Origin of the sequence: Tsukamurella pulmonis (assembly GCF_900103175.1) — a bacterium.
GTDB classification, from domain to species: domain Bacteria; phylum Actinomycetota; class Actinomycetes; order Mycobacteriales; family Mycobacteriaceae; genus Tsukamurella; species Tsukamurella pulmonis.
In genome coordinates this window covers 3,340,601-3,361,436 of the sequence record NZ_FNLF01000002.1, presented here as the reverse complement: position 1 = coordinate 3,361,436, position 20,836 = coordinate 3,340,601, and the positions used below count along the sequence as shown (strand labels likewise).

Annotated in this window: 22 protein-coding genes; 12 read left to right on the top strand and 10 right to left on the bottom strand. The window is 71.8% G+C overall.

Annotation, left to right across the window (positions count from 1 at the left end; all coding sequences use genetic code 11):
* The first annotated feature begins 26 nt into the window (after positions 1 to 26).
* Genes BLQ62_RS16440 through BLQ62_RS16425 form a run of 4 tightly spaced genes read left to right on the top strand, consistent with a single transcriptional unit; the run spans position 27 to position 3,729 of the window.
* A complete protein-coding gene (locus BLQ62_RS16440; protein ID WP_068567826.1) occupies positions 27 to 1,232 on the top strand; it encodes a cysteine desulfurase family protein in 1,206 nt (401 codons plus the stop codon).
* On the top strand, positions 1,232 to 2,329 hold the full coding sequence (mnmA, locus tag BLQ62_RS16435) for a tRNA 2-thiouridine(34) synthase MnmA (RefSeq protein ID WP_068567824.1): 1,098 nt from the start codon (positions 1,232 to 1,234) through the stop codon (positions 2,327 to 2,329). The genes BLQ62_RS16440 and mnmA overlap by 1 nt, the downstream gene beginning before the upstream one ends.
* Positions 2,322 to 3,323 carry a uroporphyrinogen decarboxylase/cobalamine-independent methonine synthase family protein gene (locus tag BLQ62_RS16430; RefSeq protein ID WP_068567822.1) on the top strand — a complete coding sequence of 334 codons (1,002 nt, stop codon included), beginning with the start codon at positions 2,322 to 2,324 and terminating at the stop codon, positions 3,321 to 3,323. The genes mnmA and BLQ62_RS16430 overlap by 8 nt, the downstream gene beginning before the upstream one ends.
* Before the next feature lie 22 nt (positions 3,324 to 3,345).
* Positions 3,346 to 3,729, top strand: coding sequence for an Atu4866 domain-containing protein (locus tag BLQ62_RS16425; RefSeq protein WP_068567820.1), 384 nt, complete (start codon positions 3,346 to 3,348; stop codon positions 3,727 to 3,729).
* On the opposite strand, the gene BLQ62_RS16420 is transcribed toward BLQ62_RS16425, so the two are convergent.
* The gene (locus BLQ62_RS16420) at positions 3,716 to 4,126 is read right to left on the bottom strand and encodes an MmcQ/YjbR family DNA-binding protein (protein ID WP_068529610.1); all 411 of its coding nucleotides are present in this window, start codon (positions 4,124 to 4,126) and stop codon (positions 3,716 to 3,718) included. The two genes, BLQ62_RS16425 and BLQ62_RS16420, sit on opposite strands and share 14 nt — an antisense overlap.
* 50 nt (positions 4,127 to 4,176) lie before the next feature.
* Positions 4,177 to 6,594, bottom strand: a complete 2,418-nt coding sequence (locus tag BLQ62_RS16415) for a hypothetical protein (protein WP_115391332.1) — start codon at positions 6,592 to 6,594, stop codon at positions 4,177 to 4,179.
* A gap of 187 nt (positions 6,595 to 6,781) precedes the next feature.
* On the opposite strand from BLQ62_RS16415, the gene BLQ62_RS16405 reads away from it, so the two are divergent.
* Positions 6,782 to 7,648, top strand: a complete 867-nt coding sequence (locus BLQ62_RS16405; protein ID WP_244499918.1) for a TIGR03619 family F420-dependent LLM class oxidoreductase — start codon at positions 6,782 to 6,784, stop codon at positions 7,646 to 7,648.
* 25 nt (positions 7,649 to 7,673) lie between these two features.
* Here the strand turns inward: BLQ62_RS16405 and BLQ62_RS16400 are convergent, their stop codons facing one another.
* Both BLQ62_RS16400 and BLQ62_RS16395 read right to left on the bottom strand, forming a co-directional pair.
* A complete protein-coding gene (locus BLQ62_RS16400; RefSeq protein ID WP_068567812.1) occupies positions 7,674 to 8,882 on the bottom strand; it encodes a tetratricopeptide repeat protein in 1,209 nt (402 codons plus the stop codon).
* Positions 8,879 to 10,129 (bottom strand): AAA family ATPase, encoded by a 1,251-nt coding sequence (locus tag BLQ62_RS16395; RefSeq protein WP_068567810.1) that lies wholly within the window; start codon positions 10,127 to 10,129, stop codon positions 8,879 to 8,881. Before BLQ62_RS16395 ends, BLQ62_RS16400 begins: the two co-directional genes overlap by 4 nt.
* A gap of 147 nt (positions 10,130 to 10,276) precedes the next feature.
* On the opposite strand from BLQ62_RS16395, the gene ligA reads away from it, so the two are divergent.
* Entirely contained in the window at positions 10,277 to 12,370 is a 2,094-nt protein-coding gene (ligA, locus tag BLQ62_RS16390; protein ID WP_068567808.1) for an NAD-dependent DNA ligase LigA, read from the top strand.
* On the opposite strand, the gene BLQ62_RS16385 is transcribed toward ligA, so the two are convergent.
* On the bottom strand, positions 12,363 to 13,016 hold the full coding sequence (locus BLQ62_RS16385; protein WP_068529621.1) for an ACT domain-containing protein: 654 nt from the start codon (positions 13,014 to 13,016) through the stop codon (positions 12,363 to 12,365). The genes ligA and BLQ62_RS16385 overlap by 8 nt on opposite strands.
* Positions 13,017 to 13,147: 131 nt before the next feature.
* Here BLQ62_RS16385 and BLQ62_RS16380 point away from each other — a divergent pair, with 131 nt between their 5' ends.
* Genes BLQ62_RS16380 through gatA form a run of 5 tightly spaced genes read left to right on the top strand, consistent with a single transcriptional unit; the run spans position 13,148 to position 17,112 of the window.
* Positions 13,148 to 13,765, top strand: a complete 618-nt coding sequence (locus BLQ62_RS16380; protein WP_068529624.1) for an antibiotic biosynthesis monooxygenase — start codon at positions 13,148 to 13,150, stop codon at positions 13,763 to 13,765.
* A gap of 49 nt (positions 13,766 to 13,814) precedes the next feature.
* Positions 13,815 to 14,750, top strand: a complete 936-nt coding sequence (locus BLQ62_RS16375; protein ID WP_068567806.1) for a helix-turn-helix domain-containing protein — start codon at positions 13,815 to 13,817, stop codon at positions 14,748 to 14,750.
* The gene (locus BLQ62_RS16370) at positions 14,747 to 15,292 is read left to right on the top strand and encodes a dihydrofolate reductase family protein (protein WP_068529630.1); all 546 of its coding nucleotides are present in this window, start codon (positions 14,747 to 14,749) and stop codon (positions 15,290 to 15,292) included. The genes BLQ62_RS16375 and BLQ62_RS16370 overlap by 4 nt, the downstream gene beginning before the upstream one ends.
* A gap of 21 nt (positions 15,293 to 15,313) precedes the next feature.
* Positions 15,314 to 15,610, top strand: coding sequence for an Asp-tRNA(Asn)/Glu-tRNA(Gln) amidotransferase subunit GatC (gatC, locus tag BLQ62_RS16365; RefSeq protein ID WP_068529633.1), 297 nt, complete (start codon positions 15,314 to 15,316; stop codon positions 15,608 to 15,610).
* A gap of 2 nt (positions 15,611 to 15,612) precedes the next feature.
* Positions 15,613 to 17,112 carry an Asp-tRNA(Asn)/Glu-tRNA(Gln) amidotransferase subunit GatA gene (gatA, locus tag BLQ62_RS16360; protein ID WP_068529635.1) on the top strand — a complete coding sequence of 500 codons (1,500 nt, stop codon included), beginning with the start codon at positions 15,613 to 15,615 and terminating at the stop codon, positions 17,110 to 17,112.
* Between the two features lie 324 nt (positions 17,113 to 17,436).
* On the opposite strand, the gene BLQ62_RS24360 is transcribed toward gatA, so the two are convergent.
* Positions 17,437 to 17,562 carry a hypothetical protein gene (locus tag BLQ62_RS24360; RefSeq protein ID WP_273546467.1) on the bottom strand — a complete coding sequence of 42 codons (126 nt, stop codon included), beginning with the start codon at positions 17,560 to 17,562 and terminating at the stop codon, positions 17,437 to 17,439.
* Here BLQ62_RS24360 and BLQ62_RS16355 point away from each other — a divergent pair.
* A complete protein-coding gene (locus tag BLQ62_RS16355) occupies positions 17,562 to 17,873 on the top strand; it encodes a transposase (RefSeq protein ID WP_068567805.1) in 312 nt (103 codons plus the stop codon). The genes BLQ62_RS24360 and BLQ62_RS16355 overlap by 1 nt on opposite strands.
* 32 nt (positions 17,874 to 17,905) lie before the next feature.
* Here the strand turns inward: BLQ62_RS16355 and BLQ62_RS16350 are convergent, their stop codons facing one another.
* The 4 genes from BLQ62_RS16350 to BLQ62_RS16335 form a co-directional block, all read right to left on the bottom strand.
* Positions 17,906 to 18,379, bottom strand: coding sequence for a DoxX family membrane protein (locus tag BLQ62_RS16350; RefSeq protein ID WP_068529642.1), 474 nt, complete (start codon positions 18,377 to 18,379; stop codon positions 17,906 to 17,908).
* Positions 18,380 to 18,653: 274 nt separating this feature from the next.
* Entirely contained in the window at positions 18,654 to 19,085 is a 432-nt protein-coding gene (locus tag BLQ62_RS16345) for a carboxymuconolactone decarboxylase family protein (protein ID WP_068567801.1), read from the bottom strand.
* A gap of 79 nt (positions 19,086 to 19,164) precedes the next feature.
* The gene (locus tag BLQ62_RS16340) at positions 19,165 to 19,644 is read right to left on the bottom strand and encodes an RrF2 family transcriptional regulator (RefSeq protein WP_068567799.1); all 480 of its coding nucleotides are present in this window, start codon (positions 19,642 to 19,644) and stop codon (positions 19,165 to 19,167) included.
* Between the two features lie 33 nt (positions 19,645 to 19,677).
* Positions 19,678 to 20,820, bottom strand: coding sequence for an alpha/beta-hydrolase family protein (locus BLQ62_RS16335; protein WP_139184228.1), 1,143 nt, complete (start codon positions 20,818 to 20,820; stop codon positions 19,678 to 19,680).
* Between the last annotated feature and the right edge of the window lie 16 nt (positions 20,821 to 20,836).

The following is a 20,836-nucleotide window of genomic DNA, read 5'->3' as shown; positions in this document are numbered from 1 at the left end:
GGCGGCGGGCGTATTCTTGGGACGCGATGACTCCCGACCGCGAGAACCCCGTCTACCTCGACCACGCCGCGGACACCCCGATGGTGCCCGAGGCGCTGGCGGCGATGGCGCGGGTCGCCGCCCGACCGGGCAACGCCTCGTCGCAGCACGGCTCCGGTCGCCGGGCCCGGCGGATCCTCGAGGAGTCTCGCGAGTCGATCGCCCGCGAGCTGGGTGCCCGGCCGTCCGAGGTGGTCTTCACCGGCGGCGGCACCGAGGCCGTCAACCTCGCGGTGAAGGGGCTCTACTGGGCCCGCCGCGCCGAGAACCCCGCTGCCGTCACGGTGATCGCCTCGGCGATCGAGCACCACGCGGTCCTGGACGCGGTCGAATGGCTCGGCGAACACGAGGGCGCGCGCGTCGTGCTGCTGCCCGTGGACCGGAGCGGCCTCGTCGATCCCGCCGACCTGCGCGCCGCGCTCGACGAGGCGGCGGGCACCGTCGCACTGGTCAGCGTGATGTGGGCCAACAACGAGGTCGGCACGATCCAGCCGATCACCGAGCTCGCGGCCGAGTGCGCCCGCGACGGGGTGCCCATGCACTCCGACGCCACCCAGGCCACCGGTCACGTGCCCATCGACTTCGACTCCAGCGGCCTGGCCGTGCTCACCAACGCCGCGCACAAGTTCGGCGGACCGCAGGGCGTGGGCGCCATGCTCATCGGCCGCACCGTGTCCCTGGTGCCGCTGGCCCACGGCGGCGGTCACGAGCGGGACCTGCGCTCCGGCACTCCGAACGTCGCCGGCATCGCGGGCATGGCCGCAGCGCTGACCACCGCGATCGGCAGGATGGGCGAGGAATCGCCCCGACGCGCCGCACTGCGCGACCGCCTGATCGAGGGCGTGCGCCGTTTCCAGGGCGCCGTCATCAACGGCGGTGCCGCACACGGTGTCCCCGCACTCCCGGGCATCGCCCACGTCTCCTTCGCCGGCTGCGAGGGCGATTCGCTGCTCATGCTGCTCGACGCCCGCGGCATCGAGTGCGCCACCGGCTCGGCGTGCAGCGCCGGCGTCGCCCGGGTCAGCCACGTTCTCGAGGCGATGGGCGCCGACCCCGGCGTCGCGCGTGGCTCGCTGCGCTTCTCCTTCGGCCCCGAGACCACCGAGGCCGACATCGACGCGGTGCTCGATGCGCTGGCGCAGGTCGTCGAGCGCGCCCGCGCCGCCGGGCTCAGCTTCACGGGGGCCCCCTGATGCGCGTGCTCGCCGCGATGAGCGGCGGCGTCGACTCGGCCGTCGCGGCGGCCCGCGCGGTCGAGGCCGGTCACGACGTGGTCGGCGTGCACCTCGCGCTGTCCGAGGCCCCGGGAACCCTGCGCACCGGCTCGCGCGGCTGCTGCTCCAAGGAGGACGCGGGCGACGCCCGCCGCGCCGCCGACGTGCTGGGCATCCCGTTCTACGTCTGGGACTTCGCGGACCGCTTCCGCGAGGACGTGATCGACGACTTCGTCGCCGCCTACGCGGCGGGCGAGACGCCGAACCCGTGCCTGCGCTGCAACGAGAAGATCAAGTTCTCCGCGCTCGCCGAGCGCGCCTACGCGCTGGGCTTCGACGCCGTCGCCACCGGCCACTACGCCCGGCTCGAGGACGGCGAGCTGCGTCGCGCCGTCGACGCGGACAAGGACCAGTCCTACGTGCTCGCCGTGCTCACGGCCGAGCAGCTCGCGCGCGCGATGTTCCCCGTCGGGGACACGCCGAAGCCCGCGATCCGCGAGGAGGCGGCGCGCCGCGGCCTCGCCGTCGCGGACAAGCCCGACAGCCACGACATCTGCTTCATCCCGTCCGGCGACACGCAGGCCTTCCTCGGCGCCCGGATCGGCGTGCGGCCCGGGGCCGTCGTCGATGCCGCGACCGGCGAACGGCTCGGCGAGCACGGCGGCGTGCACGAGTTCACCATCGGGCAGCGCAAGGGACTGGGCCTGCCGGGCCCGGGACCCGACGGCGCGCCCCGCTACGTCACGGCCATCGACGCCGAGAGCGGCGAGGTCCGGGTCGGCAGCGGCGAGCAGCTCGACGTCGCCCGGATCGTCGCCGACGGTGCCGTCTGGACCTCGGGGGCCGCGCCCGCCGCCCCGATCGAGGCGATGGTGCAGGTACGCGCGCACGGCGGCCTCGCGCCCGTCACCGCCCACGCCGACGGGGACCGGCTGATCCTGGACCTGCACGAGCCGCTGCGCGGCGTGGCGCCCGGCCAGGCCGCGGTGCTCTACGCGCCCGACGGCGAGCGCGGCGATCTGGTGCTCGGTTCCGGCACCATCCGCTCGACCGCGCACGACGGCGCGCATGTCTGATCCGCTCGCCCCTCTGATCGGCGGGGTGACGGGGATCGGCTCGCTGCCGGGGACCGACCCCCGCGAGGCCGCCGCCACCGTCGTGGGCGAACTCGCGGTGCCCTTCCTACCCGAGCTCCCGCACCGGGGGATCGGCGCCGACATGATCGGCCGCGGCGCGGGCCTGCTCGTCGACATCGGGCTCGACGTCTCGACCACCGGCTACCGGATCGGGGTGCCGGACGGTCGCGTCGCGCGGCTCACCGGCGACTACCTGGAGCGGGACCTCGACGCGCTGGAGGAGGCCTACGAGATGGCCCGTCGCCGCGGCGGTGGCCTGGTCAAGACGCAGTTCGCCGGTCCGCTGACCCTCGCCGCCGGCCTGGAACTGCCGAACGGGCACCGGGTGGCCCGCGACCGCGGGGCGATGCGCGACGTCGCGGCCTCACTGGCGGAGGGGCTGCGCCGGCACGTCGCCGACCTGCGCCGCCGCCTCGGCGCGGACGTCGTGCTGCAGCTGGACGAGCCGTCGATGTGGTCGGTCGTCCACGGCACGGTGCCAGCGCTGACCAAGCTCGATCCCGTGCGCGCGGTGCCCGCGCCGGAGGCCGCCGAACTGCTCGCCTCCGTGATCGAGGCCGTCGACGCCCCGGTGGCCCTGCACCTGTGCGGGCGGATCGACTGGGACGTGGTGCGGCGGGTGCCGGCCGCGGGCGCGTTCGTCGACGTGCCCCGGCTCGCCGTCGCCGACTACGAGGGCTTCGGCGAACTCGCCGAGTCCCGCACCCTCGTCGGGCTCGGCCTGGTCCCGGCCGCCCGGCGCCCCGATCCCGCCGCGCACGCCGCGGCGGCGGTCCGCCTCTACGAGGAGATCGGACTCGCCCGCCGTGACCTCGCGAAGACCGTCGTGACACCCGAGTGCGGGCTCGCAGGGGCGAAGCCGGAGAACGTGCGCCCGATCCTGGAGGCGTGCGGCCGCGTCGCCGCGGACCTCGCCGAGGCCGCACACGGCTGAGCCGGTGGCGTTAGTGTGCGGTATGACCGTGTGCAGGTGCATCGCCGCAACCACCACCGCCCTCGCCGCCGCCGTCGCCCTCGCCGGGTGCGGCGGCTCGTCGGAGCCCGCCTCGAGCGCGAGTACCACCCCGACCGGGGCGTCCGCTCCGAGCGTCGCCTCGCAGGTACCCACCGCGATCCCCGCGCACGTGCCCGGCACGTACGTCAACGGCGACTGGGTGGTCCGTCTCGCCGCGGACGGCACGTGGGAGGAGGATCTGCGCGGTCAGGTCAACGCCTACGGCGGCAGTTACACCGTCGACGGTGACCAGGTCGTGCTGCGGGATCGTCGCGGGTCCAGCGAGACCGCGACCCTGCAGGGCGACGAGCTGCGGCTGCCGTCGATCACCCTCACTCGCCGGTAGCGGCGTCGAGCGCCGCGATCGCCCGCTTCGGGGCGATCCGCCGGTAGCTCGCGTCGAGCAGCTCCCGCACCTCGTCCCAGTCGACGGTGCCGATCGTCAGATCGAGCCCGAGCCACCCGGCCGAGGCCATGTACGCGGGGAGGTAGAACCGTTCGTCCTGCTCGAGCGCTGCGCGCTCGGCGGGATCGGCGATGAACAGGAGGCTGGTGTTGCGCTGTTCGTGCGGCCGGTCGGCGGTCTTCTTGGTGCCGCCGCCGTAGACGCCGAACATCTTGCCGCAGCGGAACGTCGGGCGCCCGTGCGCGATCTTCTCCTCGGTCTCCGGGAAGGCCAGCGCGATCTCCCGCACCCGGGCGAGCATCGGATCGTCGTCGGAGAACATGATCGGATGGGGCATGCCGCCGAGCGTAGCGCCCGGCGGCACACCCCATCAGGACGATCGCCGGGTCAGGCGGCGGCGTCGACCGTCGTCGCGGACTCCGTCTCCGTCTCCGCCTCGGCGTCGGCCGCGACCTCGGTCGCCGAGGCCTCGCCGTCGACCCCTGCGGCGGCATCGGTGTCCGCGCCCGGGGCGCTCTCCGGCGTGCCCTCGGGATCCGGCGTCGAAGTGCTCTCGGTCGCGGTGTCCTCGGTCGTGGGCGCTGCGGGCTCAGGCGTCGTGGTGGTGGGCGCCTCGACCGCCTTCGTCTCCGTGCTGGGCGACGGTGCCGGCGTGGACTTCTCGTCGTCGGCGGTGACCCGCCGCGCGGCGCTGTCCGCGGGCGCCGACAGCGCCGCCGCGGCGACGGGCGCCGCGGCCTCGGTGACCGGCTCCTCGTCCTGCGACAGCGCCTTCTCCGCCAGCGGGAGAACGTCCTTGACGCGGTCGATGTCCTGCTTGAGAGTGATGCTCGAGATCCAGCTGTCCAGCGCCGAGAACGGTGCGAACGGGCGGATCGGCATCGTGCCCAGTCCGAACGGGTTCTCCAGCTCGATCAGCCCGATCCGGGGGATCAGGCTCGCCCCGCCGTCGAGCCTGGTGATGGTGGGCATGCCGAGGTAGTTGGGCCGCATCGTGCCGTTGACCTCGGCAGCGGGGAAGACCGTGAGGCGGTAGCCCAACCAGTCCACGGTGATCGGGGACCGCAGGCCGTAATCACTGGTCAACAGGTAGCGCGTACTGCTCGACGTCGAGGTCGTGACCTTCGGCGTGCCGTTCTCGTCGAGGACCGGTGCACCGTTCTCGTCGAGGACGGGGACCTCGGTGCCCGTGGTGGAGACCTCCTTGGTGAACCGGAGGAAGTCCTTGGTGAGCTTGAGTCGCTTCTCCTCCGAGAACAGGGCCTCCATCGCCTCCTTGACGACGGGGTTCTGCAGCAGCGCAGCGAGTTCCGCCGGCGGTATCGCGCTGAGGTCCCCGCCTGCGAGGGCGGTGAGCACCGCGATCGCACCGGGCGTGAGCCCGCGGGCGAGCAGGTTGCCGTTGCCGAGGAACAGGGACGTGGGGTCGGTCAGGCCCCACGAGGTCTGCCGGGTCTGGCCGACGGTGGCGGGCCGCAGGTCGCGGTAGTAGTCGAAGAGCCCCAGCGTGTTCGAGCATTCTCCGAGGCCGGACGCCGACGCGGAACTGGAGGCGCCGAGGCAGCTGACCTCCTTGAGGTCCGGCAGCGTGAGGTTCTGCGCGAGGTCCATCGCGTTGGTGATCGTGTCGGCGTCGATTCCCGCCGGCAGCATGTCGAAGCGGGCGAGGAGGTCGAGGACCTTCGACTCCTTGATCTTGTCGAAGTTCAACCGGGAACCGAACCAGTCCAGTCCCATCGTGCTGGTGTTCATGTTCAGCGCCAGAGCGAGGCCGAGGCCCGCGGTGGCCTGGGAGGTCGCGCCGGCGCCGTCCGCGCCGGCCAGGGCGAGGGCGAGCTTGAACTTCGTCTGCGCGAGCGCGGCGGCACCGTTGCGGGAGAGGGCGAACGAGTAGCCGTCGCCGAGGATCGTCGACGAGCCGGTCGGCCCCTGACTGAAGGTGAGGACGGTCGGCTGCGTGTAGTCGTACGTGCGGCCGGACAGTTGCCCGGCGATCTTCAGCGCTTCCGTGCGGGTGGCGAGGTTGCCGTCGACCGTCCGGTACGCCCAGCCGCCGATGATGCAGATCGTCCGGGTGCAGTAGCGCTCCTCGACCGGCTTGTACGGCAGGGCCGCCGCGGCGGTGACATCCGCGAGCGTCTTGTACTTCCCGATCGCGGTCGGATCCATGTCCGTGAGCCCGAAGACCGCGAGGCCGGTCTTGATCAGGCCGGTGGGCTGCACCGCCAGCGCGCTGAGCACGCCGAACGGGGTCTGCTCGCCGAGGGGGATCGTGACGATGATGACCTGCTTGTCGGGTCCGAGGTTGATCGTGATCTGATCCGCTACGCTCGCCAGGTCGACGCGGTCGGGCAGGACCAGGGCCGCGCCGGTACCGGTGGAGCCGCTGCAGTCGGCGCCCCCGCCACCCCCTGCCGAACCTCCGCCGGCGAGACCGCCGGTGCGGCAGGACTCGACGATCCGGCGCACCACCGGGTTGTCGAGGAGGGTGAGCAACTTCTGGACGTCGAGCTCGCTGAGGTCGGGGTTCTCGCCCCCGAGCTTGGTGATGTCGATCCCGTAGTCGCGCAGGTTGACTCCACCGATCACGATGTCGCCCTGCTGGCCGGTACTGCTCGTCGTGGCCGCGGCGGCCATCGGCGCCCCGGCGGTGCCGGCGAGGGCGGCGGTCGCGGCGGCGGCGACCAGGCCGGCGCGCCAGCGGCCGCCTCGGCGCCTCGTGCGGTTCGCGGCCCTGTGCGTGGCGCGGCGGGTGATGCGGTTCGGCTGTGCGGACGGTGTCGTGGGGGAGGTCATGATGGGCATGCGGGCTTCCTTGTTCTTGAACTACCCAGGTGGTGGTGTGACAACGGGCGTCATCAGTTCCGGACGCTAACTCAAGAGAATGACCGAGATCACTGATTTGCACGATTGACACATTGGCGATGTCGTGGGTGGTGATCGCGGATCCTGCGGGCCGCGTCGGCGCGGTGATGGAACATGTTCTAATTCGATGATGCGGGAACACGACGTACGCACCGGGATCGTCCAGTTCACTTCCGACCGCGGTCTGCCGCCGCAGCGGCTCGCGCCGCTGATCGAAGCGGCGGGCTTCGCGTCCTACTTCGTGCCCGAGCACGGACACATCCCCACCCGCCGGGACGCGGCGCACCCGGGAACCGGGACCGCGGAGCTGCCCGACGACCGCTACCTGCGCACCCTCGATCCGTGGACCACTCTCGCCGCCGCAGCAGCGGTGACCGAGCGGATCGAGCTCGCGACCGCCGTCGCCCTTCCCGTGCAGGCGGACCCGATCACGCTCGCCAAGACGATCGCCACCGTTGACCACCTGTCCGGCGGGCGGGTGAGCCTGGGCGTCGGATTCGGCTGGAACCTCGACGAGCTCGCCGACCACGGTGTGCCCGCCGGCCGCAGGCGGACCATGCTGCGCGAGTATCTCGAGGCCATGCGGGCGCTGTGGCGCGACGAGGAGGCGAGCTACGAGGGCGAGTTCGTGTCCTTCGGCCCCAGCTGGGCCTGGCCCAAACCGCCCGGCACGGTGCCCGTGCTGGTCGGGGCGGGCGGGACGGATAAGAACTTCACCTGGATCGCGAAGAACGCCGACGGTTGGATCACCACCCCGCGGGACCGCGGGATCACCGACGCGGCTCGCCGCCTCGCGGAGATCTGGCGGGAGCACGGGCGCGACGGCGCGCCCCGCATCGTCGCGCTGGACGGTCGCCCCGACCGCGACCGGTTGGCCCGCTGGGGCGAGGCCGGCGTCACCGATGTGCTCTACCCGGCAGTCGATTCCGACGAAGGCGCCGCCGAGGCGTACCTCGAGAGCGTCGCCGACGCCCTCGGTTCGGAGCAGGACTGAGCCCGACCGGTGCGGCCGGGACGGGCTACTGACCCCGGACGACGTGCGCCATGAACACGACTCCGCGGTAGACGCCGTACGCCACGATGGAACCGCTCATGACGACTCTGATCGGTCCGATGTGCCCTGATGCTAGTGCGATGCCCAGGAGGATGACTTGAGCGAGCACGATGACGCCCAGGACGGCCGACTCGAGGTTCCGGAGGGCCGTGCGCCGAAGGACGCGGCCGGCGTTCGCGGGGAGTGCGCGGAATGTCCAGACCGCGATCGCGGCGAGCCCACCGAGGGCGATTCCCGCGACGATGCGGACGGCGGCCGGGGACGGAGGCCCCATCGCGGGCTTTTCGGTCAGGCGGATGCGCGGAGAACTCCCGGGCTCCGGGGGCAGGGTCACCACGCGGTCCGGTTCGCTGGAGATCCCGGTCGGATCGACTCGCAGGTCACCGGGCACGGTGATGGTCCGCGGTCCGGCGGCCGTCGTCTCCGCCGCCGGCCGGGGAACCGGTTGCGCCGTCGTCATAGCGACGAGGCCGCCGATCACCGCGACGAGTCCCAGGGAGACGAACGCGATGGTCAGCGCCCGATCCACGATGACGCGCGCGACGGAGGGAAGCGCCTCGCTACCCGGCTCCAGCATCCCGGCGTGCATCATGCGCCGCGTACCGGTGAGCAGGCGCCACCGGGAACCCTCCAGGATCGACAGGAGCTGCAGCGCGGGTGCATGATCCGGGTCGATCGCCAGCGCCCGGGTCAGGGCCGCGCGCGCCTCCTTGATCCGCTTCAGGGTGATCAGTGCGCTACCGGCCGCGACGTGGGCGTCTGGGTTCTCGGGCTCCAGGGCGATCGCCCGGTGGGCGCTCGCCAACGCCCACGTCGGCTGGACCTCCACGGTCATCTGGGAGCGGGCCACATGCAGGCCGGCGTTCTCGGGCTCCGCGGCCAGCGCGCGGTCGATGGCCTGCACCGCGGCGCCCCGCTCGCCGAGGTGCCCGTGGGCGTGGGCCAGGAGGAGCATGCCGCTGGTGTCCTCCGGTGCGTCGGCGACGCACGATTCGGCGGTGGCCAGGGCATCGCGGTATCGCCCGTCGAGTAGCTGCGACCACCCGAGCACCACCAGGGCCAGTCGATGACGCGGGTCGTGTGCCAGCGCGGACTGCGCGTTCTCGATGGCCTTCGCGTAGTGCCCGCTCTGCTGGTAGGCGTGGGCGACGGCGGCGTAGTGCTCGGCGCTCACCGGCGTTTGCGCCTGCGCAGGTACGCGGCGAGTTCGTCGTAGGTGCCGTCCGCGTTGCCGAAGTCGACGACCCCGCGTGCGGTGGTGAACCATTCATCGGTGCTGGGGCGGGTCTCGGCGATCGCGGTGTCGAGGTCGCGCATCGTGATCGGCCGCACGGTTCCCGCGGCGACGGAGTCACGGAGCGCGGCGCGGGTGGCCGTGGCGCAGACACCGGCGATGTCCGCACCGCTGAAACCCTCCGTGCGGCGGGCGGCGGAGGCGAGGTCGATGCCCGCGATAGGGCGGCTGGAGAGGTGGTGGCTGAGGATGCCCGCGCGGGCGGGACCGTCTGGAAGGGGCACGAACACCGTGGCGTCGAAGCGCCCGGGCCGTCGCAGGGCGGGATCGACGTCCCACGGATGGTTCGTGGCGCCGAGGATGAACACGTCGTCGTTGGTGGCCGTCGCTGAATCCGTATCCGCGAGCAGCTGGTTGACCAGGGGGCGCAGGCCGTTGTCGCCCGACATGGCACTGCGCCGGTGGCCGAGCGCGTCGAGCTCGTCGAAGAACAGCACCGTCGGAGCGTTGCGCCGGGCGGCCTCGAAAATCGAGTGCAGCGCGCGTTCGCTCTCGCCCAGCCAGCGGCTCATGACCTCGGAGATGCCCACCTGGATGAACGAGGCGCCGAGCTCGCCGGCGATCGCGCGCGCCAGGAAGGTCTTCCCGCATCCTGGCGGGCCGTAGAGCAGCAGGCCGCCCCGTGCGGTCAGGTCGAACGCCTTCGCCACCTCGGGGTTGCGCAGCGGCGCGAACAGGGTCGTCTCCAGGCGCTGCTTGACCTCGGCCATGCCGGCGACCTCGGACAGGCGCAGGGGAGTGCGCTCGATCTCGATGTGCGCGTGTTCGGTCGCTGCGCCGTCCGCCTCGTCGCCGCCGACGAACGGTGGCGGCAGGGTCTCGCCCAGTTCCGTCTCGGCGCGCTCCCAGTCGAACGAGTCGCCCGACCGCGGTGCCGACGTCGGGGGCGGCGACTGCGGCGGCGTGCTAGTGGTGGGGGCGGGTGCGGCGCTGGTCGCGCGGGTGAGCAGCGCGACGAAGCGCTCGTCCCCGGGGAACGCCGCCAGTGCCTGCGCACACTCCGTCACCGCCTGCGCGGTGTCGGAGCGCTCGATGAGGACCTCGATGAGCCGTTCCCGGAGCTCGGGCAACTCGGGGGATGCGGCGATCGCCGTGGTGAGGGCCTGGACGACGGGGTCCTGCGACATGGGCGCTCCTAGTGAACTGGATATGTAACAACATAAAGGACTGCATCGACGGCCGGGACCTCGGCCCGTGTGACGTCGGTGGCGGTGGCGCCCGCCGGACGTGCGGAGCGCGCGGATCCGTCAGTGCCCTCGACTAATCTGGGGCGCATGTCGAAGGAGCTGACCGAGGACGACCGCCGCGCCTGGCAGGAACTCGCGGAGGAGGTGCGCGGGCACCAGTTCCGGTACTACGTGCAGGATGCGCCCGTCCTCTCCGACGGCGAGTTCGATGCGCTGCTGCGCCGGCTGCAGGAGATGGAGGCGGCCTTCCCGGAACTGGCGGTCGCCGATTCACCCACCAAGTTGGTCGGCGGCGGCTTCTCCACCGAGTTCACCGCGGTCGATCACCTCGAGCGGATGATGAGCCTGGACAACGTCTTCGACGAGGGCGAGCTGCGCGACTGGATCGCCCGGGTGCAGAAGGACGTCGGCGGAGAAGTGGTCTTCCTCACCGAGCTCAAGATCGACGGTGTCGCCCTGAACCTGGTGTACGAGAACGGCTCCCTCGTGCGGGGAGCCACCCGCGGGGATGGCCGCACCGGTGAGGATGTCACGCTCAACGCGCGCACCCTGCGGGACGTGCCGCACGTGCTGACCCCATCGGAGGAGTTCCCGATCCCGGAGGTGCTCGAGGTGCGCGGCGAGGTCTTCTTCCGGCTCGCCGATTTCGAGGAGCTCAACGCCGGCCTGGTGGCGGAGGGGAAGCCGCCCTTCGCCAATCCGCGCAACTCGGCGGCGGGGTCGTTGCGCCAGAAGAATCCGCAGGTCACCTCGCGACGCAAGCTCGGCATGATCTGCCACGGCCTGGGTCGCATCCAGGGTCAGTGGTCGCCGTCCTCGCTGCACGACGCGTACCGCGCCCTGGCCGCCTGGGGGCTGCCCGTCTCGCAGTACACCAAGCAGGTCACCGGCGCCGACGCCGTGGTCGACCGCGTCTTCTACTGGGGCGAGCACCGGCACGACCCGGAGCACGAGATCGACGGGCTCGTGGTCAAGGTCGACGAGATCGCCGTGCAGCGGCGGCTCGGCGCCACCTCCCGCGCGCCCCGGTGGGCCATCGCCTACAAGTACCCGCCGGAGGAGGTCACCACGAAGCTGCTCGACATCCGGGTGGGCGTGGGCCGGACCGGCCGGGTCACGCCGTACGCCTACATGGCGCCGGTCACCGTCGCCGGTTCCACCGTCGAGTTCGCGACGCTGCACAACCCCTCCGAGGTGGAGCGCAAGGGCGTCCTCATCGGCGACACCGTCACCATCCGCAAGGCGGGCGACGTGATCCCCGAGGTTCTCGGACCGGTGGTGGATCTGCGAGACGGTACTGAGCGGCCCTTCGTCATGCCGGTCACCTGCCCCGAGTGCGACACCGTGCTGGCGCCGTCGAAGGAGGGCGACGCCGACATCCGCTGCCCCAACACCGAGGCCTGCCCGGCCCAGCTCCGGGAGCGGCTGTTCTACCTCGCGGGCCGCAATTGCTTCGACATCGAGGGCCTGGGCTACGAGGCGGCCAGCGCGCTCACCGTCTCCCCGGTGCTGCACAACGAGGGCGACGTCTTCGCCCTCACCGAGGAGGACCTGCTGCAGGTCCCGCTGTTCACCAACGACGGCGGCAGCCTCTCCGCGAACGCGCAGCGGCTCCTCAAGAACCTCGACACGGCCAAGGACAAGCCGCTCTGGCGCGTGCTCGTGGGCCTGTCGATCCGGCACGTGGGTCCGTCGGCGGCCCGCGCGCTCGCGCAGGAGTTCGGCAGCCTCGACGCGATCGCCGCGGCCGATGTCGACCGGCTGGCCGAGGTGGACGGTGTGGGCCGCACCATCGCCGAGGCCGTGATCGAGTGGTTCAAGGTCGGCTGGCACCAGGAGATCGTCGAGAAGTGGCGGGCAGCCGGCGTGCGACTCGAGGACGAGCGGGACGACTCGATCCCGCGCACCCTCGAGGGCATGTCCATCGTGGTGACGGGCTCGCTACAGAACTTCTCCCGCGACGAGGCCAAGGAGGCGATCCTGGTGCGCGGCGGGAAGGCCGCGGGCAGCGTCTCCAAGAAGACGGCGTTCGTCGTGATCGGTGACGCTCCCGGGTCCAAGGCCGACAAGGCCGAGCAACTGGGCGTGCCGATCCTCGATGAGGACGGCTTCGCGAAGCTTCTGGCAGAGGGGCCCGACGCTGTGCGTCCGCCGGCGGGCGAGGAGCCGGACGCTACCTGACCAGCACCGTCGCCACGATGCCGGTGAGATAGCCGAGCCGGGCGACCTCGGAGGGGCGGAAGTCCGGCCCGCCGGGCCGGCCGACGAGCACGACCTTGCCGATCGCGCCCAGCGGCGCGGCGGCGAGCTTGGTGTCCATCTGCTGCCAGGTCTGGGGCACCCAGTCGGCCTCCGCGTCGAGGGCGACGGGGCCGCTCAGCGGCAGGAAGTCGAAATTCTCCGGCGGTGTCTCGGGCAGACCCGAGGAACCGAACACGGGCCACTCGGTCTCCGGGGTGTTGCCGAGCACGGCGCACCACCCGACGCGCAGCACGCGGGGGATCTGATCGGCCAGCATCTGCAGCTGGTCCCGGCCCGCGCCCGCGACGTGGTCGATGAGCTCCAGCTCGCGGTGGGTGTCGAGGACGTCGGCGTACGGGCGGATCGAGTCGACCGTGATCCCGTCCAGCGCCTCGGCGGCGGTGATCAACGTGTCCGGCAGGGACTGCGGGCCGAGGTCGACGACGATGTCGTCGACCGCGAAGCCGTCGCCGCGCTCGACGACGTCGAGGGACAGGATGTCGGCACCCACCGAGCCGAGGGCCACGGCCAGGGAACCCAGGCTGCCGGGGCGGTCGGTGAGGCGGACGCGCAGGAGGTAGGACACGCCCCGATTGTGGCACCCGCCCCCGCGGCGCGCAGATCCTGCCCACCGCGGGCGCGCGGGCGAGTCGGACGTCGGGAAGATCACACCGCCTCGGTTGGTGCCGGGCGCTCTCGGCCCCGACACTGGTACGCATGCCCCACACCGAAACCCGGGCGGAGGCAGGAGCGGCCCACAAGGCCTCGCTGACCTCCGTCGCCCGACGCATCGCCCCCGGCCGCGAACACGAATTCCTGGCCTGGACCGACGCGGGAATCGCACTGGCCCGTACCTACCGCGGCTTCCTGGGCGGCGGTTGGGTCCGCGCCGCCGACGACCCCGAGCTGTACTTCGTGATCTACCGGTTCGCCTCCGACGAGGAGCTCGACGACTGGCAGCGCTCGCGGGTGCGCAAGCACTGGCTGGAGCGCTGCGAGGGCCTCGCGGTCGAGACCGCGACCCATCGTCTCTCGGGGATCGAGGGCTGGTTCGACCCGCAGGCCGACGGCGCCGGCCCCGTCGCCTCGCCCGTGGCGAAAGTGCCGCCGCGGTGGAAGCAGGCCGTCGCGATCTGGCTCGGCTTCTTCCCGCTGTCGCTGCTGATCAACTTCCTGGTGCTGCCGCACCTGAGCTTCCTGCCCACGCACGGCTGGGGCCTCGTGGGCCGCACCCTGATCGCGACGCTGATCAACACCCCGCTCATGGTCTTCCTCGTGCTGCCGTGGGTGACCGCGCGGATCAAGCCCTGGTTGGAGCGGCGCTCTCTCACCTGAGCAAGAACGGTCAAGCGGCAGCGGGGCGGGCCGGTCGATACTGTTTCCCATGTCCGAACCCGCCGATCCGCTGCGCCGCCTGCTCGAGGCCGTCCTCGCCGACCCGCACGACAGCCTCGACGCGATGGCCGCCGGCGCGTACAGCTCGCCGCACCACTTCGCCCGCCAGGTCCGTGCGGGCGCCGGTGAATCCCCGGTCGCGCTGCGCCGCCGCCTCCTCCTCGAACGCGCCGCGTGGCAGCTGCAGCGCGGCTCGACGGTGACCGACGCCGCCTTCGCGGCGGGCTACGAGTCCGTCGAGGGGTTCATCCGTGCGTTCGCACGGGCGTACGGGCACTCGCCGACGGGGCTGCCGCGCACCGTCGGGCATTGGTTGCCGGCGCCCAACGGCCTGCACTTCCACTCGCCGACGGTCCTGTACGTCGATGCCGCGGAGGGACACGAGGATTCGACGGGGGACGTGCTCGCCCTGCAGGTCCAGCACGACGCCGCCGACATCGGGGCGCTGCTCGAGGCAGCCGCGCAGCTGCCCGGCGAGGCGTACCGCAGGGTCCGGCTCCCGGGCTCGCACCCGCGCAGCTGGGACGGCCCCGACGAGTCGCTCGCTCAGGTGCTCTGGCACCTCGTGCACAGCGTGGAGCCGTGGCTCGCGACCATCGCGGGCGATCCCGATCCGCAGCGCGACCCCGACGACGCCCCCGACGTCCTTCGCGCGCACCACGAGCGGATCTCACCGCAGTGGCTGGCCCTGATCCGCGACATCGAGCGGCGCGGCGCCTGGGGCGACCGGGTGATCGACGCGCTGTGCGATCCGCCCGAATCGTTCCTGCTCTCCCAGATCGTCGCGCACGAGCTGACCTTCTCGGCGCACCGCCGCCTCCTGGCGCGCTGGATGCTCGCCGACGCCGGAATCCCCGTCGACACCCCCGAACTCGATCCCGACCCCATCATCTGGCACCGACGCATCACCGGAGGAGCATCATGACCGCCTACTCGTACTACACCGCGTCCACCCTCGACGGCTTCCTCGCCGACTCCAACGACAGCCTGGACTGGCTGCTCAGCCAGCCGATCGACGACGGCGGGCCGATGAGCATCGAGGACTACATGAAGGGCGTCGGCGCGATCGTGATGGGCTACACCACCTATCAGTGGGTGGTCGATCGCGTGCGGGCCGGCGACGAGCCCTGGTACTACGCCGACTACCCGGTGTTCGTCTTCACCCACCGTGAGCTCGCCCCCATCCACCCCGGCGTGCGGTTCGTGGCGGGCACTCCGGCCGAGCTCCGCGCGACGATCGAGGAGGCGGCGGGGGACAAGGGCGTGTGGGTGGTCGGCGGCGGCGACCTCGCCGCGCAATTCGCCGAGGCGGGCATGCTCGAGGAGGTGGTGATCAGCTACGCGCCCGCCACCGTCGGCTCCGGGCGGCCGCTGTTCCCGCGTGCCTTCGACTTCGAGCTCGTCGAATGGGCGCGCAACAAGGCCTTCCTCTGCGGCCGCTACCGGGTGGTGGGGCCGCGCGCCTGAACGCCGCCTAGGATTGCAGACATGTCTGCCATCTCCCGGGACGAGGTCGCCCACCTGGCGCGCCTGTCGCGCCTCGCCGTCACCGACGAAGAGCTCGACGTCTTCGCCACGCAGCTCGATTCGATCCTCGAGCACGTGAAGGTGGTGACCGAGCTGGGCGACGCCGACGTCGCACCGCTGACGCTGCCGGTCGGCAACGTCAACGTCAACCGCGCCGACGTCCCGACGGGATGCCTGACGCCGGAGCAGGCGCTCTCGGGTGCCCCGAGCCGCGAGGGCGACCGCTTCGCGGTTCCGCGCATCCTGGGGGAGGAGTGACCGTGTCTGAGAACAGCGCTCTGCGTGCCGCCAACGACATCACCGGCGCCACCGCCGCCGACCTGGCCGCGAAGATCGCCGCCGGGGACCTGAGCTCCGTCGAGGTGACCCAGGCCCACCTCGACCGGATCGCCGAGGTCGACGGCGAGCTCGGCGCCTTCCTGCACGTCTCCGGCGAGCAGGCTCTCGCGGCCGCTCGCGCCGTCGACGAGGCCCGCGCCCGCGGCGAGCAGCCCGCGTCCGCCCTCGCCGGCGTCCCGCTGGCGCTCAAGGACGTCTTCACCACGACCGACGCCCCGACCACGTGCGGCTCCAAGATCCTCGAGGGCTGGACCTCCCCGTACGACGCGACGGTGACCGCCAAGCTCCGCGCCGCCGGGATCCCGATCCTCGGCAAGACCAACATGGACGAGTTCGCCATGGGCAGCTCGACCGAGAACTCGGCCTACGGCGTGACCCGCAACCCGTGGGCGGCCGACCGCACGCCCGGCGGCTCGGGCGGCGGCAGCGCCGCGGCGCTCGCCTCGCACGAGGCGCCGCTGGCCATCGGCACCGACACGGGCGGCTCGATCCGCCAGCCCGCGTCGCTGACGGCCACCGTCGGCGTGCGCCCGACGTACGGCGCCGTGAGCCGCTACGGCCTGGTGGCCTGCGCGTCGTCGCTCGATCAGGGCGGGCCGTGCGCGCGCACCGTGCTCGACACGGCGCTGCTGCACGAGGTGATCGCCGGCCACGACCCCCTCGACTCCACCTCGCTCGACGCACCGGTGCCCGACGTCGTCGCGGCCGCCCGCGCGGGCGCCGGCGGTGACCTCACGGGCGTGCGCGTGGGCCTGGTCAAGGAGTTCGGCGCCGACGGCACCGCGGCCGGCGTGCAGGCGAGCTTCGAGAAGGCCGTCCAGCAGTTGCGCGATCTGGGCGCCGAGACCGTCGAGGTGTCGCTGCCCACACTGCAGTACTCGCTCGCCGCGTACTACCTGATCCTGCCGTCCGAGGTCTCCTCGAACCTCGCCCGGTTCGACGCCATGCGCTACGGCCTGCGCGTCGGCGACGACGGAACGCACTCCGCCGAGGAGGTCATGGCGCTCACCCGCGAGGCCGGCTTCGGCCCGGAGGTCAAGCGGCGCATCATGATCGGCACCTACGCGCTGAGCTCGGGCTACTACGACGCCTACTACGGCAGCGCGCAGAAGGTGCGCACCCTGCTGGCCGAGGACTTCGCCCGCGCCTACGAGAGCGTGGACGTCATCGTCTCGCCCACCACGCCCACCACGGCGTTCAAGCTGGGGGAGAAGGTCGGCGACCCGCTGGCGATGTACCTGTTCGACCTGTTCACGCTGCCGACCAACCTCGCGGGCCACTGCGGGATGTCGGTGCCGTCGGGCCTGTCGGACGACGACGGGCTCCCCGTCGGCCTGCAGATCCTGGCGCCCGCGCAGGCGGACGACCGGCTCTACCGCGTCGGCGCCGCGTACGAGGCCGCCCGCGGCCCCGTCGCCTGACGACGACGCCGCCGCGCGCGGCCGTGGGTCCTACCCGCGTGACGTAACAGCGTTTCCCCAGGATACTTCCTGGGGAAACGTCTGCGTCGACTGCTTCTTACTCACGGGGTAGCCGGCGAAGGCGGGTGATCGTGCTCGGAACGGGTGTCCTCGATGCGACATGTCGACGCTGTCCGGGGCGGCTCACCACCCGCGCAGACTCAGATCCAGAATCTCCTGGTCACCGCACCGGACGAGTTGCGTCAACAGATCAACGCCGCCGGCCCGGGAGCGAAGACCCGCGCCGCTGCGTGCCGCCGCCTCCGCCCTGACATGCACAAGCTCTCACAGCCGGCCCACGCGGCGAAGCTGGCCCTGCGGACCCTCGCATGCAGAATCGGCGACCTGGACACCGAAGTCGCGGCCCTGGACGAGCAGCTCGAGCAACTCGTTCAGCGACCGCCCCGACATTGCCCTCGAAGATCGGCATCGGGACCGTTCACGCCGCGCAGTTCCTGATCAGCGCCGGTGAGAACATCGAACGCGTCCACATCGACTCCGCCTTCGCCGTGCTGTGCGGAGCCGCGTCGATCCCCGCATCGTCCGGCCGGACCGACCGAATGCGGTTGCACCGCGGTGGTGACCGGCAAGCCAACCGATCCCTGCACCTGATCGCCGTCATCCGCCTGCGCTGGGACCCCAGAACTATCGCTTACATGGAACGCCGCCGCGCAGAAGGACTCTCCAAGCGAGACGTCCTCGTTGCCTGGAGCGGTTCATAGCGCGCGAGGTCTACAACGCGCTCAGAGCGGATCTACTGGGCGAGGTCCGCCGCCGAGGGGACGGCTCGCGGCAACAATAGGTACCGCAGCCGGGGCCATTCCCAACAGAGTAAGAAGACCACTCCCACCAGCATTCCTGCCGTGATGAAGCGGGTGTTCTCGAATGGCAGAGTCCAGGTCACCACGACGATCCCGATCGAAACCGGCAGGTAGATCAGAGCGCCGACGATCGTCAGCCACGGGACCAGCAGTAACACCGCGGCCACGAGCTGACTGATCCCGACGAGCCAGTACACGGAAGGCATTGCCTCAAGGTGGGCGAAGAAACCTCCGACCGGATCGGAGGACGGAAGTTGTGTGAACGGCTGACCGAGAACCTTCTTCGCTCCCGACGGGACGAACGCGGCAGCGAGCAACACCCGCACCGGCCAGACCACAAGACGAAGCGGTAGCGCGCCAGTCACAGCCAAGAAGAGACGGTCTCCCAGGACGACAAGAGATTCCATACGCCAACCATAGAAGGGGCCCGCTACACCCGACATCCGGTCATCCCCTGACATTCGACGCCCCGAGCCTCCAGAACATGCCCTACGGCGAGCCTGACTCGCCTGTTGACTTACATAGGACCGTCGCACCGACCCGGTGCCGCGGTCCCCTGCATCGACTACCGGCGAGTAGCTAGCAACCGATGCAGGAGAAGTCCCAGGACGGCGGATGGGCTAACGCTGTTAAGTCATGCGCGCGGGATCAGAACGATGGGGATCGACGGTGGCGGCCGTTCTACGGGGCCGGGTGCAGGTGGGTGGTGATGCCCAGCATGTTCCAGGTGTTGATGGTGCCGACGGCGACGAGGAGGTCGGTGCGGCGCTCCTCGCCGAGGAGCCGGCCGGCCTCGTCCCACAGCGCGTCGTCGACGGCGTCGATGCCGCCGGTGAGTCGCTCGACGAAAGCCAGTGCCACGCGCTGGGTCTCGTCGAAGAACGGGCTCTCCTCCCAGGCTGCGATGCCGTGGATGGTGCGGGTCGGCATGCCGAGTCGCTCGAGGTCGCTCGCGTGCATGTCCACGCAGTAGGCGCACCCGTTGATCTGGGACGCGCGCAGCTTGACGACGTCGTAGAGGACCTTGCCGAGCGACTTCGCCAGGCGCCCGTCGAGGGCGATCAGCGCCTTGTACGTCTCGGGTGACGACGTTGCTCCGGGTGTGCGGCTCATTGTCCGCTCCTTTCGTTAAATGGATATCAAATGTCCAGGTTTTGGAACCCGGAGGTCTCGGGGCGCTCGGTTGGAGCGATCAGGTGCCGCCGAAGTGGCGCCGGGCAGCGTCGGCGGCCCGGGTCGGCGTGGAGGAGGCCAGGTCGGCGATCGAGGTCGCGGCCAACTCGCGCCGCCACGCCAGTTCGGCGCCGCGCATGGCGTGCGCGATGCCGCAGGGCTGGGCGAACTCGCTGCGCGGCTTGCCGGCGTTCATTCCGCGCTGCCGGATCTCGGTGCAGGGGAAGGCTTGCGTCCCGCCCTCGATGGCGGTGACCACGTCCATGAGGGTGATGGCGGAGGCCGGGCGGGCGAGGCGGATCCCTCCCCGGCGCCCGGGGAGGGACTCGGTGATCCCGGCACGCGCAAGGGCTTGCACCTGCTTGCCCAGGTACGCCGCCGGGAGGTCGTAGGACTCGGCGAGCCGGGTGGCGGGTACCGGCGTCAGGCCGCCCTCGTCGAGCCAGTGCAGCAGCACGCACACGTGCGCCGCCCACTCGACGCCCTCGCTCATCCGCATCGCGACCTCCTAACCTGGATACAAAGTATCCGGTTAAGCCGCGCTGGACAAGTCCCGCCCGGCGACGAGGTCGGACACCAGCTGCGTCCCCTGGCTCTCGTCGTAGCGGTGCCCGAGTCCGGGGGGCGGCGCGGTCGCGCCCAGCAGGTCGACGGTGGCCTGAACGAACGAGAGCACGGGCAGCCACGGCGGCCGCGGGGTGGCCCGGCCGGTCGCCGTCGCGGCCCGCTCCGGCGGCGCGATCAGCAGTCGCGGCGACCAGATGCCCACCGGATCGGAGGCGTTGAGCTGCGCCGGACCGTCGATCGCCACGCCCGCGGGTGTGCCCACCTGCAGGGTCGCCCGCAGCGGTGCCTTCAGCTGCGCCGCCCGGCGCGCCGCCGCGTGCACGCCCACGGTCCCCAGGCTCTGTCCGTACACCCGGACCGGCGTCGACGGTGCCCGGCGGTGCAGTTCGTCGATCAGAGCGGCGGTGCTCGCGGCGGCCGCGTCGCGGTGCAGGACGAACGACTGCCAGCTCGGCATCTCGGTGTACTGCATCGCGACGATCGCGCTGTCGCCGTGCAGCGCCTCCTCGACCCCGCGGACGAAGTGCGGGTCCACCCAGCCCGATCCGGTCGGCACCGCGACCACCACCACACGACGGCTGAGCCCGCCGCCGGCGATGAGCCGCTCCACCGCCACCGCGGCCCGGGCGGCGGGGGAGGCGCCGTCGCCGAGCGCGGCGTACGCACGCACCCCCGGTGTCGCCGAGGCGATGCCCGCGAACCGCTGCGCGTACGACGCCGACTCCTCGGAGGATGCCGTGGCGGGCCAGGCGATCCCGGCGAGCACTGCCGATGCGGCCACCGCCGCCGCAGTGGCCCGCGCCCGCACCGGCCACAGCGCGGCGACGACGATGGGAACCGCGACGACCGCTCCCACGAGCGCCGCGAAGCCCAGCGGCCCCACCGGATCCACGCCCGCGGCCACCCGGAGATGGTTCTGCCACAGCACCCATCCGGCCAGCGCGGCCGAGCCGAGATACGCCGGCAGGCGGCCGCCGCCGTCGGTCCGGGGGCGGCGCCGCACGATCAGCCACCCCGCGAGCGCGCCGATCGCCCCGAACAGAACGCACACCGCGATCTGCATCATCACGCTGCGCGGCAACTGGTTCGGGAACAATGCGCATGCCACCCCGACCGCGTATCCG

What these genes read in the sequence shown, in the direction of transcription:
- BLQ62_RS16345 (WP_068567801.1), bottom strand. Translation starts at nt 19,085, where the DNA reads ATGAGCCGCACACCCGGAGCAACGTCGTCACCCGAGACGTACAAGGCG.
- mnmA (WP_068567824.1), top strand. Translation starts at nt 1,232, where the DNA reads ATGCGCGTGCTCGCCGCGATGAGCGGCGGCGTCGACTCGGCCGTCGCG.
- BLQ62_RS16440 (WP_068567826.1), top strand. Translation starts at nt 27, where the DNA reads ATGACTCCCGACCGCGAGAACCCCGTCTACCTCGACCACGCCGCGGAC.
- BLQ62_RS24360 (WP_273546467.1), bottom strand. Translation starts at nt 17,562, where the DNA reads ATGTCGGGGCGGTCGCTGAACGAGTTGCTCGAGCTGCTCGTCCAGGGC.
- BLQ62_RS16340 (WP_068567799.1), bottom strand. Translation starts at nt 19,644, where the DNA reads ATGCGGATGAGCGAGGGCGTCGAGTGGGCGGCGCACGTGTGCGTGCTG.
- gatC (WP_068529633.1), top strand. Translation starts at nt 15,314, where the DNA reads ATGTCTGCCATCTCCCGGGACGAGGTCGCCCACCTGGCGCGCCTGTCG.
- BLQ62_RS16370 (WP_068529630.1), top strand. Translation starts at nt 14,747, where the DNA reads ATGACCGCCTACTCGTACTACACCGCGTCCACCCTCGACGGCTTCCTC.
- BLQ62_RS16415 (WP_115391332.1), bottom strand. Translation starts at nt 6,594, where the DNA reads ATGCCCATCATGACCTCCCCCACGACACCGTCCGCACAGCCGAACCGC.
- BLQ62_RS16405 (WP_244499918.1), top strand. Translation starts at nt 6,782, where the DNA reads ATGATGCGGGAACACGACGTACGCACCGGGATCGTCCAGTTCACTTCC.
- BLQ62_RS16425 (WP_068567820.1), top strand. Translation starts at nt 3,346, where the DNA reads ATGACCGTGTGCAGGTGCATCGCCGCAACCACCACCGCCCTCGCCGCC.
- BLQ62_RS16375 (WP_068567806.1), top strand. Translation starts at nt 13,815, where the DNA reads ATGTCCGAACCCGCCGATCCGCTGCGCCGCCTGCTCGAGGCCGTCCTC.
- BLQ62_RS16350 (WP_068529642.1), bottom strand. Translation starts at nt 18,379, where the DNA reads ATGGAATCTCTTGTCGTCCTGGGAGACCGTCTCTTCTTGGCTGTGACT.
- ligA (WP_068567808.1), top strand. Translation starts at nt 10,277, where the DNA reads ATGTCGAAGGAGCTGACCGAGGACGACCGCCGCGCCTGGCAGGAACTC.
- BLQ62_RS16380 (WP_068529624.1), top strand. Translation starts at nt 13,148, where the DNA reads ATGCCCCACACCGAAACCCGGGCGGAGGCAGGAGCGGCCCACAAGGCC.
- BLQ62_RS16420 (WP_068529610.1), bottom strand. Translation starts at nt 4,126, where the DNA reads ATGCCCCATCCGATCATGTTCTCCGACGACGATCCGATGCTCGCCCGG.
- BLQ62_RS16395 (WP_068567810.1), bottom strand. Translation starts at nt 10,129, where the DNA reads ATGTCGCAGGACCCCGTCGTCCAGGCCCTCACCACGGCGATCGCCGCA.
- BLQ62_RS16430 (WP_068567822.1), top strand. Translation starts at nt 2,322, where the DNA reads ATGTCTGATCCGCTCGCCCCTCTGATCGGCGGGGTGACGGGGATCGGC.